Raw genomic sequence first — 15,887 nt, 5'->3', positions numbered from 1 at the left:
GTGTATTTATGATCATACATCTCGTGAATAAATATACATTTTGTCTTTGGCGGATATTCTCATCAATTGTGAAAATCAGGCTAATACAGCACCGTTCAGGGGAATGTCGTTCTCACTAACTCTGAAAATGGCCCTTGATAAATCAAGGTTTTCCGCAGCTATTTTCTCACTAATTATGACGCTACACAAGGTGTGTGGCGTCATAAATACTGAGAATTTTTTTCAAGTAAATGAGAAGGAATTTTCGTATTTAATGATAAATGTATAATTATACATTGTTATACATCATTTTTGGCCTAGACCTATTTACCTTCCCTAATTGAACCGAAAAAAGTCTATTGCTTAGAAAAAGGTACAGTTCTTCAAGAAAGTTGAAGAGGCTGTACCTTTTTTGTCGTAAAATGGAGGTATCATGAAAAGCGGGTAAGCGCGAAGATTCGGGAACAATCATTGTGCAATCTTCAACAGCCATTTCCTATCATCAAGATAAAAGAGGGCAACTTGCCTTTTTATTATAGAACGCTTTGCTTTCAGCGAACAACGAATATACGACCGCTAAATGTAAAAGATCATGGCGACTTCGGCCATGATCTTTTACAAAATGATTAATTTGGGTGTACAAAAATTCCCACCATCTTTCTATATGTTAACGAACTTCCAATATCGCCCACTTTTGAAATGGAGTCCAATTCAATGGCCCGGTATAACAAATATCTTTAATCTTGTATTCCTTGCCGTTAATCTCAACCCGATTCCAATTTGGGGTCCCAATATTTATTTGCTCCGGATTGCTTTCTTTAATGATTATCTCAGGAGGCTTTGTAGCGTTTGTAATATCGGTACGAACATGGAGACCATAGAGGTATACAACACCCGTATGCCTTTTTTGCGCTCTCCATTTTTTGTACCAAAAATCAGGAGGGATAGAGATGGTTCATTTGCAAAAGCCAAAAAAATAAGATGCAACTATTCAAGTATTTGAAAGCACACATTGGTACGGAACTGCTTCACATTCTTTCTTCCAGCTGCGAACGTGTCCATCCGGATAGTTCGCGTCTTCTCATTAGCCAAAGTTGCCTCGATCCGGAGATCCTTAAAGTGCATTCTGTGAAATCGAATGCTTTCGGATTAATCGAGCTGGATCGTTCCACAAGTAATCGTCTTCGCTGGACTTGGCTTACTCCACACCACATGGTGGAGTATACGGATGATTACTTTGCAATTTCTCATAAACACCAGTGGCTTAGCAATGATGGAAAATGTGAGAGCACTGTTCGTTTGGAGTATCGATACCTAAACGCATAAATAGACATTAGGAGTTATTTTTGTGAGTAGAATTGCTTTAATCACGGAATCTTCTTCACGGCCTGCTGAAGCTAAACCCGCTTATCTTTACTATCAAGGGAAGTAGAGTCGCTGGATTAACGCGGTTATCGCATATATGGATGCAAGAGAATTCCCTAAAAAAGATATCTATTTTTTGTCTTTTCATCGCCAGCAGATTATTGGATATGAAGATATCGTAACTCCGTACCCAAAACAGAAGTATCATCCTCGATCATCTGAAGCTGAATCACTGGCCCATAAAATAGTTAACTTTATCCTTGAGATGAACCCACTTCCCTTTGTCGAAATACATGCGGGCCGCACCATAGCGGATCCGTTGAAGCGGCTATTTGAAACCCACAACATCATGTATCGCATCTATGGAGATGGGGTTCCACTTGGAACCAAACCTTGCTTTATCACCGCCCATTGGAGATGGTGAGGCACTGATTACCGCTGTAGGTTTATTTATGAACTCGCCTGAAGATACGAGCCAATCCAAGGCGTTTTTTAACACACCAGGCACTCCATTCCCATATTCCGGTGTACATATAAGCACACCATCTGCCTCCTTAATATGTGTCCTTAATTCTCTGACCGGAACAGGTTCTTCGACAGCATCGATGTCTTGATTAAAATGCGGCAGGTCGCCCAGCCCGCCATAGATGGTAAATTTAACGTTCTCCTTAGCTAATCCGATGATGGTATTCATTAGTGCTTTATTCGTAGAGTTTTGACGAAGACTTCCCGAAATAGCCAAGATTTTAATTTCTTTATCCATTTAACATCATCCCATTTCTTCTGTGATTTGATTATTCGCTAAGGAATCGTTAGTGTCTTCGGTAAAGGAATTAAACCACTTAGTACCACTTCACAATATTTAATTATTACCTAATTTCAACATAAGAAGGGTGTTTTTTCACTTCCGTCCCAGGCAGTTTAGAAGGGAAAAGTTGTTCTGGGAAGATCGGTGTTCGTTTCATATACAGTAAACAGGCAAGAGGCAACCAGCATATTCTTCTTATTCGACGTTCCTGTGCTTTTTTACTATTAGGGTAGTACCAGCGAAGCTGTCACCAAATGCCAACCCTACATCTTATTCGTAATTCCTAGAAATACTGGCGATACAATTCCCTGCGCCGCACACCTTGTATCTGGGCATATATTTGAGTGGTGGATGTTTTTTCGTGTCCAAGCATCCCCTGGATAAAATCCAAGGAAGCACTATTATCTAATAACTGGCATGCGTAGGTATGGCGAAACCGATGTGAGTAAACATTTACATTTAAATGGCGCAAAGCGGTCGAGGGAAATATGCATGCGATGACTAAGCCGCTCAATGAGATCAGGGCGCTTAAAACAGAAAATGCCGAGAAGCCGCCGATACTGGCTATTCTAGAAGGCGATGAAGCGAAGATCGTTCAGGGCCATGGACTACTACCGTTGGCTGCTGAAGCTGATTGAGGCGCTGGAAACGGGTACAATATATGAGCTCGTTCCTAAAGTAGTAGCAGAAAAATAAAGCGGCGAAACTATCCGAGTAAATAAACAAGCCAAAACGCCAGGGCTCCCGGACCCTGGCTTTGCTATGCTAAGTCGTCAATTTGTAAATTCATTTCGAGTTATCTTCCGGTTTAATCCAGTACACACAGCGTTTGTCGCCTTTTAAAATATGCTCGCCCCTTTCGATCTCGACACCGTCGCCGATGACTTGTTCGAACATTTCCAATTCATTCTTGCAAAGGTTGCTGCATGTTTTCGCAGCCTCGCAAATCGGGCAATGCTTCTCCACATAGCAATAGGTTCCATCAGAGTTCTCTATGACCTCCGCCATATACCCCTCACCTGTCCGCGAATCTGCGAAAGCCTGCAATTGTTCCTTCAGCGGGAGGCTCGCAGGCGCTTTACTCTGATAATCCTGGACTTGATTGCGTTTGCGAATCTCCAGCAGCTTCTCCAAGCCTTCATCTCCGAACGCTTCTTTCATCGAATCGATCAAACTGATTGTAAGCTCGGCGTACCCGTCCGGAAACAGCCGATTTGCCTCGGGCGTAAGCGTCCACATCTTTGCGGGCCGTCCCATCGTTCTTGATTCTTCCGTAAATGTGACCAGCCGTTCCTCTTGCAAATTATATAGATGCTGCCGCACTGCCATTGCGGTTACCCCAAGCTGGTTCGCCAAGTGAAGAGCATCCATTGAGTCATTCTGCTTAAGCAGATTTACAATGGCTCTTCTTGTTTTTTCAGCTCCTTCGCTTGCATGCGATTTCTTTATTCTCATCTCATTCACCTTCAACTTTGGTTCTGATTGTTGCAAAAACAGTTATGTATATATTCTAAAGAATAATATTGACAAAGTCAAAGAGGCAGTATATCTTATTTGTAAAGATCTTTCTTTATAAAGTATCCGGATACTGCATGTACATAAAAAATGATAGAAGGTGATCAGCTTGTCTTCTGGGCAAAGCATTTTTGGACCGCGTTATCTAGCGTTATCGATCGGCATCATTCTGGCTTCGATGACGATCGGATTTGAAGGGCTGGCCGTAACGACGGTTGCTCCAGTCATTGCCGGTGATCTGCAAGGACTTCATCTCTTCGGCTGGATCTTCAGCGCTTATTTGCTCGCACAAATTATCGGCACTATGGTGGTCGGCCGCCAAATTGACAAGAAAGGCCCCGCGTTTCCTTTTACGATCGCCATTCTATTATTTGCAGTCGGTTTAATCGTGGCGGCTGTTGCAAACGATATGTATGTCTTGATCGGCTCGCGCGCCTTGCAAGGATTTGGCGCAGGCGCCATGTACACTTGCATCTACACAGCTATCTCTTTAAGTTACCCGGATGAGCTGCGCGCCAAAATTTTGGGCGCTCTGGGTACAGCCTATGTTTTGCCTTCAATGCTCGGTCCTTACGTGGCTGGCGTTATTGCCCAGCAATGGTCATGGCGGTTCGTTTTCTGGGGGGTTCTCCCCTTCCTGCTTCTGGCGGTGCTTCTCAGCCTGCCTGTCTTCCGCAAATTGAAAATGCCTAGCCTTCAAGGGAAGGGTGAAACTGGAGTCATCGGGCTGTCAATGCTGCTCGCCATCGGCACCGGGCTTTTCTTGACCGGTCTCGGCATGCTTCCAAAACTGCTGGGAGTCGTGCTTCTGCTTGTCGGCTTGGGTCTTATGGCGCAGCCGCTTCGCAAGCTGCTGCCGGCAGGCACGCTGACCTTTCGATCTGGCTTGCCGTCTCTGATCGCTTCCCGCGGATTATTTTTCGCCAGTTATGTCTTCACCCAGAATTTTCTCGTGCTTGCCATGACGGATACGAAAGGAATGGCCGCTGACAGAGCCGGGCTCATAGTGGCCAGTGCGGCGCTTAGCTGGTGCATCATCGCTATTTCGCAGGCTCGCTGGGATGCGGCGGATCAAGGGCGCGGCCGGCAGAAACGGATCATTGCCGGTATAGTGCTGATGATCGTCGGTATCGCATTCATGGTTTGGGTTCCAGCGGTAAATATCGTGTTGGCGGTACTTGGGGAAATCATTGCGGGCATCGGGATCGGCTTGGCCCATACCGTAAGCGGTACAGTTGCATTCTCTCTTGCCAAGGAGGGTGAAGCGGGGAAGGTTTCCGGAAGCTTGCAATTTGCCGACTCATTTACGCCTGGCGTGGCGATTGGAATCGGCGGCGCCATCGTCGCGCTGAGCCAAACGGGGGGCATGTCGCTGGAGACCGGAATTACGATAGCTATGGTGTTCAATCTTGCACTCGTTTTGCTGAGCTTGGTTGCCAGTACGCGAACCAAACAAGGCCAATCGGCAAGTCAGTCAGCAGGCCAATCGTCCTAATGATGCTTTGAGGGTTTAGCCCATTCCAAACAGGGATGAGAGAGACCTGTACGGCTGTGCATGACCTGTATGAAGCGCAAGACCTGCACACTTGCATGATCAGCACGACCTGCATGGCCTACATAATCTATACGACCTGCATGACAAATAAGGGCAAGCCGCCTGCGGCTTGCCCTTTCGGCTGCTATGAAATCAGTTTTGTCTTCTCCGCCTTCTCAGCCACCCGTTTCGTGTAGTTGCTAAGCGTTTTTTCAATGCCAGCGCGACGATGAAACAGATGCCGATAAAAACGAGCAGGAATAAAGCATCCTCGAATTCAATTCGTCTAGTATATCTGATCATTTTATGCATGCTTGATAAGTCATTTCCAGGCAATGTTCCACAACGGGGATTATATGAAAAGTTGGGCTATGAAATTACGAATATAACGATGGCAAAATCGATTTAAAAAAGCTATTGCATAAAGGTAACTTCATAAACTACGGATGGCTGTTGTTGTATAACTTGACCCTAAAAATGACCAATCTTTTTTCAAACCAAACTCTTTCTTATTGTTCGATTATCAATTGTGAATGAAGTACTTCAAAAAGTGAAAGGGACGATACGTCCCGAAGTGGATATTAAACTTCAAATGAGAAATGCTCTTAAGGAACTTTATAATTCTTGAAATTTATTGGGAGAGCATTATTGTGGCGGTCCCATTTTTTTGCTTTGTGCACGAACATATGATCCTATATAATATAGGTATTAGAATTCGCTAAGGAAGCAAAAACTACAACGAGGTGGAATAACGGTGCTGTCTGATCACGAACGTATAGTCCTCCGCATTTTGTTCGATTTTTCAATTCTTCATAAAAGAATGCCTGATTTAAATGAATTGGAAACAATATCAGAATTATCGTGGGATCACTTACATAAGGCATTAAATGGCCTTCGAGAAAAAAAGGACGTATTTAAAGAAATAAGCTGCTAAAGCTTGTGAGCGGGGAAAACAAATCAAAAAAAGTTGATGGTTGACGAATTCTAAATGAACTGATAATATTAACCCATCAAGAAAATTTGATGTGATAACGGAGTAGGTGAAAACATGACGTGTCCCACTATAGATAATGAAACCTTATCTGTGTATGAAGAGAAATTCAAAGCTTTATCTGACAAAAATCGACTGAAAATCATCTTTGAATTAAACCAAAGAGGTAAGGTTTGTGTATGTGATTTAACTGAACTTCTGGGTCTACCTCAATCCAAACTGTCTTATCACTTAAAATTATTGCTAGATGTAAATTTGATTACGATGGAGCGTATTGGTAAGTGGAACTATTATGAGTTAAATGAAGTGGAAATTAAGGGTCTACTATCGGAGCAATTGTGCTGTATCTTTTATCCCAATTCTAAATAAAATTTTTTTAGCTAACATATCAAAAAAAATTGATTTATAAATTTAAGGAGGACGTGAAAATGAAGAACATCGAACTGAAAGTTGTTGCTAAGCAATGCTGTGGTCCAAAGGATTGCTCGGTTGAGCCTGCTGAAACGACTAAACACGAGGCCGAGATAGCAAACGCTGAACTCCCAGTAGCAATTATTGGAGCTGGACCAATTGGTTTAGCCGCGGCAGCTCACTTAGTTAACCGCAAACAAAAGTTTATTCTTATTGAAGCCGGCTCTCAAATCGCTCACAGTATCCGGAAATGGGGGCATGTACGCTTATTCTCGCCTTGGCAATACAACATTGATAAAACAGCTCGAACTTTGCTGCTTAAACATGGCTGGAATGCTCCGTCATCTGATGTATTTTCACTTGGTAAAGAACTTGTAGAACAGTATTTGAAGCCCCTGGCCGAACTGCCTAAAATAAAGCCTCACATTATGCTGGATTCCCAGGTTATAGCCGTTAGTAGAGAAAATATCGATAAAATGAAGTCCACTGATCGTGAACAGTCTCCATTTGTTCTCTATATTGAATCGGAAGGTAGTACAAAACGTATTTTGGCAAGAGCGGTTATTGATTCATCCGGGACTTGGAGCAATCCAAATCCTTTGTATGCAAGTGGTGTTTGGACTAAAGAAGAACGTTCTCTCCAAAAACATATTGTTTATGGCATACCGGAGTTTACTGAAGAAAATAAATCCAGATATGAAGGCAAGCGAGTTGCCGTCGTCGGGAGTGGCCATTCTGCGATAAATACTTTACTAGATCTGGTTAAGCTTAAAGAATCCAATTCAAAGACTGAATTGTTGTGGATTATGAGAAAAAGAAAAGTAGATGAAGCTTACGGGGGAGAAGAAAACGATCAATTGGAAGCCCGAGGAGAATTGGGTAGCCGGATACATCGATTAGTTAATTCGGGACAGATCAAAGTAGTCACACCATTAAAAATTGAAAAGCTATCGAAAATAGGAGAACAACTTCAAATCGTTGGAACGGTAGCTGGAGAAAATCTAGAGATTGAGGGAATTGACCAAATTATTGTGAATACCGGAAGCCGTCCTGATTTTTCTTTCCTACGCGAAATTAGGCTAAGTATAGATTCGGCTACCGAGAGTGTTGAGACGCTTGCACCACTTATTGATCCCAATATTCACAGCTGCGGGACAGTTAGGCCGCATGGTGCGAAAGAACTTCAGCATCATGAGAAAGACTTCTACATTGTAGGAATGAAGAGTTACGGACGTGCACCATCCTTCTTAATGGCTACTGGATACGAACAGGTTAGATCTGTAGTTGCTTATCTCACTGGTGATTTTGAGGCAGCTGCCAAGGTTGAGCTCGAACTGCCAGAAACAGGTGTATGCAGTGTTAATGCCAGACCGGTTCAAGCAGGTGCAGGTGAAAGTTGCTGCTCAACTACTTCTGAGACAGCATCGTCATCTTGCTGCAATTGAAGCGATAAGGGTAAATGATGAAGAAATGAGCGGTAAGGTAAGAAGGTGGACCTCTTTGGGGCTTCCTTCTCTTGCCCCAAAGCAATTGATATAAGGAGGTAGGAAGATGTATAAATCCATCATAATTGGAACAGGACCGGCTGGGCTAACCGCGGCGATATACTTAGCAAGAGCAAATTTAAATCCCTTGGTAATTGAAGGCCAACCAGGAGGTCAATTGACATTAACAACGGAAGTTGAGAACTTTCCGGGGTTTATTGATGGAATAATGGGACCTGATCTAATGGATAACATGAGAAAGCAAGCGGAACGCTTTGGAGCTAAATTTATTAGAGGCTGGGTTACAGAGACAGATTTGTCTAAGCGCCCCTTTATGTTAACGGTTGATGGAGTCGGAAGATTAGAAACGGAATCACTTATATTATCAACCGGAGCTTCCGCAAACTTGCTTGGCGGTGTACCGGGGGAGAAGGATTACATCGGTCGTGGGGTAAGCACTTGTGCAACGTGTGATGGATTCTTTTTCCGTAATAAAGAAGTTCTTGTTGTAGGTGGTGGAGATTCGGCTATGGAGGAAGCAAATTTCCTTACAAAGTTTGCTTCTAAAGTAACTGTTGTTCATCGGCGCGCTGAGTTGCGAGCTTCGAAAATTATGCAGAGCAAGGCACAGCAAAACAAGAAAATTAGCTGGGCGCTTAGAAATGAACCTACTGAAGTTATAGCTGGTGATCGGGGAGTAACTGGTCTGCGAGTCAGAAATGTGGATACCGGGGCGGAAGAAATCATAAAAACGGATGGTATTTTTATAGCCACTGGACATACGCCGAATACTTCCTTTTTGAATGGACAAATTAGGACTGACCATACCGGATATATTGAAGTTGTTCCGGGTACGACCGAAACTAATATCCCAGGTGTGTTTGCTTGCGGAGATGTTCAGGACTCCAGATATCGACAGGCTATTACTGCAGCTGGTAGTGGGGGAATGGCTGCTATTGATTGTGAGAAGTTTCTCGAAAGCGTACACTAACAGGAGTCTAGCTTTTAATATGAAATAAATATCTGAATGCGCATTTCAAACTTGTACACGGAGTCTGTGTTTACAAAATCAGCTTTTAAAGATGCTATAAATCCCCCTGAATTTATGAAAAAAAGACTTAGAGAAATGCTAAGTCTAATGAGGTTTTTTTTTGAGGGTCTAGTAAAATATAAATTAATTGCGTATCAGAAGAAAAAAGAGCAACGCTACTTTGAGATGAACTCTCTTATTGAAACACTAAATAGCATAAAGGGCAAAGTCAGTGTAATTGGTAATAAAGAAAAGAGTTTTGTCCCATATTCACAATTAATGCATCGGGTAAAATACAATTATCGATCAGGCGGGTTACTTATCAAATCGATACTAGAAAATAAAATAATTCCTCGTGGATGTTCAACACCGTTTAAAATTAACTCGCTTTTATTTGACATAGAAGAAGTAAATTATTACTATAATACTTTGATAAAGGATGATATGTTGTATAATTATACATTGTTATACATCATTTTTGACCTAGACCTATTTGCCTTCCCTAATTGAACCGAAAAAAGTCTATTGCTTAGAAAAAGGTACAGTTCTTCAAGAAAGTTGAAGAGGCTGTACCTTTTTTGTCGTAAAATGGAGGGATCATGAAAAGCGGGTAAGCGTGAAGATTCGGGAACAATCATTGTGCAATCTTCAACAGCCATTTCCTATCATGAAGATAAAAGAGGGTAACTTGCCTTTTTATTATAGAACGCTTTGCTTTCAGCGAACAACGAATATACGACCGCTAAATGTAAAAGATCATGGCGACTTCGGCCATGATCTTTTTAACAAATGATTAATTTGGGTGTACAAAAATTCCCCACCATCTTTCTATATGTTAACGAACTTCCAATATCGTCCACTTTTGAAATGGAGTCCAATTCAATGGCCCGGTATAACAAATATCTTTAATCTTGTATTCCTTGCCGTTAATCTCAACCCGATTCCAATTTGCGGTCCCAATATTTATTTGCTCCGGATTGCTTTCTTTAATGATTATCTCAGGAGGCTTTGTAGCGTTTGTAATATCCTGAACAATACTTTTATCCGATGAGCTGTTAAGGAACGTGACCACAATTATGGAGAAACTTACGACTACCCGAATCCTGATTTTCACTTTTACAAAAATACAAAAAAGGAAAATTAGAGCTAAACCGACCAAATAAAACAAGCTCGTTAACGTAGCAGGACTCATAACTCACCCCTTTTAAAAGGAAAAACCCCGATGGATGGGTACCCGAAGCCTTTTATCCATTTAATAAACTGATTTTAGTACAGGAGAACAAATCCAATGATCAAAGTAACCATTGATTACAATAATGATGCAGGACCTTGATGGTTTCAAATTAAAGAACGGGTGAGTGGTTGAAATCTTTTGAGGGACGCGACGAGGAAATCTAATAAAGGGAAATATTTACATATTTTAGGAGTGATTTTTGTGAGTAGAATTGCTTTAATCCCGGAATCTGATATCTGCTTTAATTTAGTTCTATATCACTAATGATTTCAAGGTTGAGCACGCATGACAACGAGCTGCATCCGCGACGCTGCTCCCTGTTTCATTGAAATTCTGGAGAGATAGCCGGTTGATTGCGCTACACCCTTGCACGTTAGCATCGGAGAAAAAAAGGGGGGGCACTGCCCTTCCTGAAAGAAAAGTTTCTAAAAAAGCTGCAAGAGGAGTAAATCCCAAAACTGAAAAATCTGAACCCGAAGAATTTATTGTTGTTGATACATATCGGGTGCTAAGATCATTGTCCCATAACAGAGCGGCTGCCCCCAATGCAGTGACGCTGACTGGGCAGAAGCAGATAGACAGAATTACGAACACAAAGCCATCTTTAAGGTCTCAACATGTTAAGCAATAGTGAGACATCTTTTGTGGAACCGACGGAGATGACTGTTTTTTGTTCGATGTCTGTCAGCATTTTCACGTTCTCCGCCAGATCCGCTCTGGTCACAATCACATCCGCATTGCGAATAGCTTCTTTTAAGATATCTTCTGGCGAGGACATATCGATTGTATGAACGTTTGGGGCAGCCATCCGTTTGATTTCATCGAGATAAAAAACGCACGATTGTGTCTTGCATTCGATAAAGAGATAGTTCAGTTTCTTCTCAAGAGGTTGGCCAAATAGCTGTACATATGCAAGTCCAGACAACAGGACGTTCTCCGCATCGTAACCCATCTCGTAAACCTGCTTAATGGTTTGTTCCACAAACGTAAAATGGGGATTTTGCCTTTTGAACGTTTCGATTTTGTCTTTATCGGCAACCCGAGTTCCGCGTCCTTTTTGAATCGTTAGAAGACCCTCGTCTTTCAGTTGCGAGTAGGTCCACTGAATTGTATTTCTATTAATGGAAAGCTGATCCGCTAACTTATTGGTCGAAGGTAAGGAGTCCCCTGGTTTCAGATACTCTTTGCCGATTAACCATTTGATCTGTTCTTTAATCTGCACATTGATTGGCAGAGAAGAACGGGAATCAATCTTAAACAACAAGCTGGAATGTACCACAACGACACACCGACTTTCTTACTTTACTAGTGTTCTGGATAACTTCTAGCTTAATATTACGGAGGTGAAAAATCAAGTGGCGGAGCTTTAGATTGGCAGAATTTCAGGTGCAACGAATATTTTTTTCTGTTTTTTGTTGTTTACGAAGATATGGATTTAGTGAAATACGATGTTGACAAATTTAAAAAAGCAAACTATCATAAATACCAGGTTAACCAGTGAACTATGTAATAAGATATTTAAAAAGGAGTGAAATCAAGTGGCTGGCTTGAAAACGAACGTCAATACGGTTTGGTATGGGAATATCAAAGGTAACGGAAGGATCAAAGCTGACCATCTTCAAACCCAAATTGCTATTCCCGAATTATTCGGCGGCAGCGGGGAAGGCGCAAACCCAATGGAAATACTTGTTTCTGCTGCGGTAGCCTGTTATACCTCAACGCTTACTTCTACACTCGAAACTCATCAATTACCTGTTGCCGGATTGATTATGGATTCGGAGGCAACCAAATCAGAAGAAGGAATGAGAATCGTTCATTTTCCACAAGTCGTTTTGACTGCAGATGCAACAGAAGAACAGGTTCAATCTGCTAAGGAAGCAATTGTCACTGCAGACCAAAATTGTTTTGTTGGAAATATGTTAATAAAAGGAGGCGTTCAGATCGAGGTAAAAGGGAAAGCATCATTGAACTCTGAGGCAGATGTCATTCGTCAGTACGTGAAAGAGCACGGATTGGACTCGGTTTAGAACGAATGAGGTTATGGAGGAAGGGGTATTTTCGTCTCCTTCGTACATCCTCCCATTAGATAGTTGACTGAAATTTAAAGAAAAAGGAGAAGGATTTTAATGGCGATTTATCATGCAACGGATGCGTCTTTTAAGAACGATCTGCAAAACGAGGGACTGACCCTTGTGAATTTCTGGGCGACATGGTGCGGTCCTTGTCGTATGTTCGCGCCAATTATTGAGGCATATGATGCTGAGGGAATCAATGCTGCGAAAATACTCAAGGTGAATGTGGATGAATGTCCAGAAACGGCAAGCGAGTTTGGAATCATGAGCATTCCCACGACAATCTTGTTTAAAAATGGTCAGCCTGTTGACAAGAAAGTAGGCCCCATGTCCCAAACGCAATTGAAACAATTTGTTGAAAACCATTTGTAATACGGACATTTGTAGATCAGGCGAGTAGACGAAGATCTACAAAGGACTTCCTTGCGTTCTACAAGCGAGGGAGTCTTTTTACAGATTAACAAAAATAGGGGTATTATTGCGGATGATAGAATCAGCATCTGGGGCCAACGGAGACTATCGTTTGGCTCGCAAATTAGATGATATTACTTATTTGGATATTATCCACGCTATTGAAAGCTTCACTAGGGAGGAAATTAAGAATGGCAATCTATAATGTTACAGACGCTACGTTAAAAAACGAACTGCAAAGCGAAGGATTAACCATCGTCAATTTTTGGGCATCTTGGTGTTCAGATTGCCTGATATTTTCGCCTATTCTTGAAGCTTATGACGCCGAAGCGAACAAAGAAGCCAAGATTCTCAAAGCCAATTTGGACGATAATGTCCAATCCGCTGCTTTCTTTGGCATTATGAGCATCCCGGCTACAATAATTTTTAAAGATGGCGAAGCAGTCGATAAAGAAATTGGCGTCATGTCCGTAGAGAGATTGAAGCAATTCATCGCCAGAGATCGATAAGCACTTCAAACTCGGGTTGACACGATAAAGGAGATAAGTGATGAAGGATACCTACAAAGCTATTGTCATCGGAACAGGACCGGCAGGATTGACAGCGGCGATCTATCTAGCCCGTGCCAATATGGATCCGCTTGTTATAGAAGGTCCGGAGCCAGGCGGACAATTAACAACGACGACCGAGGTTGAAAATTTTCCGGGCTTCCCTCAAGGCATTATGGGGCCCGAATTGATGGATAACATGCGTAAGCAAGCCGAGCGCTTCGGTGCAGTTTTCCACAGGGGATGGGTCAGCCAAGTAGATTTATCGAAGCGGCCATTTACACTGAAGGTGGAAGGTCAAAAAGACCTCATGACGGAATCCTTAATCATTTCTACAGGAGCTTCTGCAAAATTACTTGGCATTCCGCACGAAAAGGCAAACATAGGCCGTGGAGTCAGTACATGCGCAACTTGTGACGGATTTTTCTTTCGCGGCAAGAAGCTTATTGTGGTGGGCGGAGGAGATTCAGCCATGGAGGAGGCACACTTCCTGACCCGATTTGCCAGTGAGGTACATGTTGTGCATCGGCGCACGGAGCTACGAGCCTCCAAAATTATGCAAGACCGTGCTCATGCGAACAGCAAGATTACGTGGGGACTTGGGCTTGCCCCAGTCGAAGTCGTATCTCATGACAACCGTGTAGTGGGGCTTAAGGTTAAGGATCAACAAACTAATGATGAAAGGACTATAGAGGCGGACGGTATTTTCGTTGCTATCGGTCATCATCCGAACACGGGCTTTCTACAGGGACAACTGGAAACCGATGAAAAGGGCTATCTAGTTGTACAGCCAGGATCGTCACGAACGAATGTTGAAGGTGTGTTCGCTTGCGGCGATGTACAAGATCGCCATTATCGTCAGGCCATAACAGCAGCAGGCAGCGGATGTATGGCTGCTCTAGATTGTGAACGGTTTTTGGATCAATTGGAAAGTTGTTAAGAGGAACGAACTGCAATAAATCCTTTTTTGCGTCAAATAACGGATATAAAATATCTATAAAGTATAAGATGGACGGATTTCAAAATTGGGCGAAAAATACAGAAAGGAAGATGATTCCTATGATTTGTAATTCAACAAACAGTACATTTAAACACGATTTGCGCAGCGAGGGGGTTACGCTGGTCAACTTCTGGGCAACTTGGTGCTCGCCTTGCCGCAGTTTCGCTTCCATACTCGAAAATTATGACGTGACTCGGCAGGATGACGTGAGAATTTTAAAGTTAGATGCGGATGAAAACGTGGAAACCGCATCCATCTTCGGCGTGATGTCCCTTCCGACAACAATCCTGTTCAAGGATGGGAAACCCGTCGACAAAAAAATCGGGTTTATGCCTAAAGAAGCTTTGGAGAAATGGGTTTCGGCCAATGTTTAAAGCCGGATTATGGAACTGGTAACTACTAATGGAAAACCCTTCTCTCACTGCTAGGTCAAGGGCTAATGGTCCAACACCAGCCGCGGGAGGGGGGCCTATGTGCTTCTTGCAAGGCATCGGAGCGGCGTTCACGGCACCAGCCCTCATGACGGTACTTTGAACGCTGTTTCCCGATCCGTTGGTCAACTTGACCGAGAAAAAAATTTATCTGATTCAAACGTGCTCTGTACCGATTCGTGCAGGGCATTCAGTTCTTATACGAATACGAAGTGCTTGGCTCATTACCGTTTCAAATCTGACGGAAAACAACGTATTAAAGGCGTGTACCATATCCTAAACGTCAACAGTTACCACAGCAATTCTTCTTATGTTGAAATTAGGCAATAATTAAATATTGTGAAGTGGTACTAAGTGGTTTTAACTCCTTTACCGAAGACACCAACGATTCCTTAGCGAATAATCAATTCACGAAAGAAATGGGATGATGGCAAATGGATAAAGAAATTAAAATCTTGGCTATTTCGGGAAGTCTTCGTCAAAACTCTACGAATAAAGCACTAATGAATACCATCATCGGATTAGCAAAAGAGAACGTTAAATTTACCATCTTTGGCGGGTTGGGCGACCTGCCGCATTTTAATCAAGACATCAATGCTGTCGAAGAACCTGTTCCGGTTAGAGAATTAAGGACACATATTAAGGAGGCACATGGTGTGCTTATATGTACACCGGAATATGGGAATGGAGTGCCTGGTGTGTTAAAAAACGCCTTGGATTGGCTCGTATCTTCAGGCGAGTTCATAAATAAACCTACAGCTGTAATCAGTGCCTCACCATCTCCAATGGGAGGGGATAAAGCTAATGCTTCACTTCTGCTTACACTTAAAATGATGAATGCTGAGTTTGTAGAAAGAGGAACATTGATAATACCGCACATCACTTTGAAACTAAATAAAGAAGGTATTATAACAGATCCAGAACTAAAGCAGGAGTTATTATCCGTGCTCCAGACACTTGAGCAGGCTTGTCATTAAGGCGAGATAATACAAACCATGAAATGAAAATTGTCCAACTACGAAAACGATAAACCCACCTCTTCAGGGGGGGATTTTCTTTTGGTCGAAAATCAAC

The 15,887-nt window shown here is 42.5% G+C and carries 15 protein-coding genes and 3 pseudogenes; 14 read left to right on the top strand and 4 right to left on the bottom strand.

Features of this window, described 5'->3' with window-relative positions:
- Positions 1 to 1,738: 1,738 nt before the first annotated feature.
- Together KVT34_RS26260 and KVT34_RS26255 are read right to left on the bottom strand one after the other, a co-directional pair.
- Positions 1,739 to 2,107, bottom strand: a pseudogene (locus KVT34_RS26260) (NADPH-dependent FMN reductase); the annotation flags it as partial.
- A 328-nt stretch (positions 2,108 to 2,435) separates the two neighbouring features.
- On the bottom strand, positions 2,436 to 2,624 hold the full coding sequence (locus KVT34_RS26255; RefSeq protein ID WP_254635168.1) for a tyrosine-type recombinase/integrase: 189 nt from the start codon (positions 2,622 to 2,624) through the stop codon (positions 2,436 to 2,438).
- Between the two features lie 25 nt (positions 2,625 to 2,649).
- Between KVT34_RS26255 and KVT34_RS26250 the strand changes: the two genes are divergently transcribed.
- Positions 2,650 to 2,790, top strand: a complete 141-nt coding sequence (locus tag KVT34_RS26250) for a hypothetical protein (protein WP_217562702.1) — start codon at positions 2,650 to 2,652, stop codon at positions 2,788 to 2,790.
- Positions 2,791 to 2,938: 148 nt separating this feature from the next.
- Here the strand turns inward: KVT34_RS26250 and KVT34_RS26245 are convergent, their stop codons facing one another.
- On the bottom strand, positions 2,939 to 3,607 hold the full coding sequence (locus KVT34_RS26245; RefSeq protein ID WP_217562643.1) for a helix-turn-helix transcriptional regulator: 669 nt from the start codon (positions 3,605 to 3,607) through the stop codon (positions 2,939 to 2,941).
- 160 nt (positions 3,608 to 3,767) lie between these two features.
- Between KVT34_RS26245 and KVT34_RS26240 the strand changes: the two genes are divergently transcribed.
- The 5 genes from KVT34_RS26240 to KVT34_RS26220 all read left to right on the top strand — a co-directional run bounded on the left by KVT34_RS26240 (position 3,768) and on the right by KVT34_RS26220 (position 9,627).
- Entirely contained in the window at positions 3,768 to 5,162 is a 1,395-nt protein-coding gene (locus KVT34_RS26240; RefSeq protein WP_483311457.1) for an MFS transporter, read from the top strand.
- Between the two features lie 1,087 nt (positions 5,163 to 6,249).
- Positions 6,250 to 6,561: an ArsR/SmtB family transcription factor gene (locus KVT34_RS26235; protein ID WP_217562640.1), complete on the top strand. Its 312-nt coding sequence runs from the start codon at positions 6,250 to 6,252 to the stop codon at positions 6,559 to 6,561.
- 59 nt (positions 6,562 to 6,620) lie between these two features.
- Positions 6,621 to 8,048 carry an NAD(P)-binding domain-containing protein gene (locus KVT34_RS26230; protein WP_217562638.1) on the top strand — a complete coding sequence of 476 codons (1,428 nt, stop codon included), beginning with the start codon at positions 6,621 to 6,623 and terminating at the stop codon, positions 8,046 to 8,048.
- Between the two features lie 106 nt (positions 8,049 to 8,154).
- Positions 8,155 to 9,078 (top strand): thioredoxin-disulfide reductase, encoded by a 924-nt coding sequence (gene trxB / locus KVT34_RS26225; RefSeq protein WP_217562636.1) that lies wholly within the window; start codon positions 8,155 to 8,157, stop codon positions 9,076 to 9,078.
- Positions 9,079 to 9,144: 66 nt separating this feature from the next.
- A complete protein-coding gene (locus tag KVT34_RS26220) occupies positions 9,145 to 9,627 on the top strand; it encodes a hypothetical protein (RefSeq protein ID WP_217562634.1) in 483 nt (160 codons plus the stop codon).
- Between the two features lie 1,328 nt (positions 9,628 to 10,955).
- Here the strand turns inward: KVT34_RS26220 and KVT34_RS26215 are convergent.
- Positions 10,956 to 11,630 (bottom strand): GntR family transcriptional regulator, encoded by a 675-nt coding sequence (locus KVT34_RS26215; protein ID WP_217562632.1) that lies wholly within the window; start codon positions 11,628 to 11,630, stop codon positions 10,956 to 10,958.
- A gap of 259 nt (positions 11,631 to 11,889) precedes the next feature.
- On the opposite strand from KVT34_RS26215, the gene KVT34_RS26210 reads away from it, so the two are divergent.
- From KVT34_RS26210 to KVT34_RS26175, 8 genes and pseudogenes are all read left to right on the top strand, one after another.
- Positions 11,890 to 12,378: an OsmC family protein gene (locus KVT34_RS26210; protein WP_217562630.1), complete on the top strand. Its 489-nt coding sequence runs from the start codon at positions 11,890 to 11,892 to the stop codon at positions 12,376 to 12,378.
- Positions 12,379 to 12,477: 99 nt separating this feature from the next.
- Complete coding sequence (gene trxA, locus KVT34_RS26205; protein ID WP_217562628.1) at positions 12,478 to 12,795, top strand: thioredoxin; 318 nt, start codon at positions 12,478 to 12,480, stop codon at positions 12,793 to 12,795.
- 82 nt (positions 12,796 to 12,877) lie between these two features.
- Positions 12,878 to 13,000 (top strand): annotated as a pseudogene (locus KVT34_RS26200) (Rrf2 family transcriptional regulator); the annotation flags it as partial.
- A gap of 25 nt (positions 13,001 to 13,025) precedes the next feature.
- Positions 13,026 to 13,343 (top strand): thioredoxin family protein, encoded by a 318-nt coding sequence (locus tag KVT34_RS26195; protein WP_217562624.1) that lies wholly within the window; start codon positions 13,026 to 13,028, stop codon positions 13,341 to 13,343.
- A 40-nt stretch (positions 13,344 to 13,383) separates the two neighbouring features.
- Positions 13,384 to 14,322, top strand: coding sequence for a thioredoxin-disulfide reductase (gene trxB / locus KVT34_RS26190; protein WP_217562622.1), 939 nt, complete (start codon positions 13,384 to 13,386; stop codon positions 14,320 to 14,322).
- A gap of 110 nt (positions 14,323 to 14,432) precedes the next feature.
- Entirely contained in the window at positions 14,433 to 14,756 is a 324-nt protein-coding gene (gene trxA / locus KVT34_RS26185) for a thioredoxin (RefSeq protein WP_254635157.1), read from the top strand.
- 204 nt (positions 14,757 to 14,960) lie between these two features.
- A pseudogene (locus tag KVT34_RS26180) lies at positions 14,961 to 15,110 on the top strand (IS1595 family transposase); the annotation flags it as partial.
- Positions 15,111 to 15,247: 137 nt separating this feature from the next.
- On the top strand, positions 15,248 to 15,790 hold the full coding sequence (locus KVT34_RS26175; RefSeq protein ID WP_217562620.1) for an NADPH-dependent FMN reductase: 543 nt from the start codon (positions 15,248 to 15,250) through the stop codon (positions 15,788 to 15,790).
- Positions 15,791 to 15,887 lie beyond the last annotated feature (97 nt).

This window comes from Paenibacillus sp. GbtcB18 (assembly GCF_019091125.1).
GTDB lineage: Bacteria > Bacillota > Bacilli > Paenibacillales > NBRC-103111 > Paenibacillus_F > Paenibacillus_F chitinolyticus.
Note: the sequence above shows the minus strand (reverse complement) of the source record. Positions and strands in the feature narration are given on the sequence as shown.

What these genes read in the sequence shown, in the direction of transcription:
- KVT34_RS26250 (WP_217562702.1), top strand. Translation starts at nt 2,650, where the DNA reads ATGACTAAGCCGCTCAATGAGATCAGGGCGCTTAAAACAGAAAATGCC.
- KVT34_RS26245 (WP_217562643.1), bottom strand. Translation starts at nt 3,607, where the DNA reads ATGAGAATAAAGAAATCGCATGCAAGCGAAGGAGCTGAAAAAACAAGA.
- KVT34_RS26235 (WP_217562640.1), top strand. Translation starts at nt 6,250, where the DNA reads ATGACGTGTCCCACTATAGATAATGAAACCTTATCTGTGTATGAAGAG.
- KVT34_RS26230 (WP_217562638.1), top strand. Translation starts at nt 6,621, where the DNA reads ATGAAGAACATCGAACTGAAAGTTGTTGCTAAGCAATGCTGTGGTCCA.
- trxB (WP_217562636.1), top strand. Translation starts at nt 8,155, where the DNA reads ATGTATAAATCCATCATAATTGGAACAGGACCGGCTGGGCTAACCGCG.
- trxA (WP_217562628.1), top strand. Translation starts at nt 12,478, where the DNA reads ATGGCGATTTATCATGCAACGGATGCGTCTTTTAAGAACGATCTGCAA.
- KVT34_RS26195 (WP_217562624.1), top strand. Translation starts at nt 13,026, where the DNA reads ATGGCAATCTATAATGTTACAGACGCTACGTTAAAAAACGAACTGCAA.
- trxB (WP_217562622.1), top strand. Translation starts at nt 13,384, where the DNA reads ATGAAGGATACCTACAAAGCTATTGTCATCGGAACAGGACCGGCAGGA.
- trxA (WP_254635157.1), top strand. Translation starts at nt 14,433, where the DNA reads ATGATTCCTATGATTTGTAATTCAACAAACAGTACATTTAAACACGAT.
- KVT34_RS26175 (WP_217562620.1), top strand. Translation starts at nt 15,248, where the DNA reads ATGGATAAAGAAATTAAAATCTTGGCTATTTCGGGAAGTCTTCGTCAA.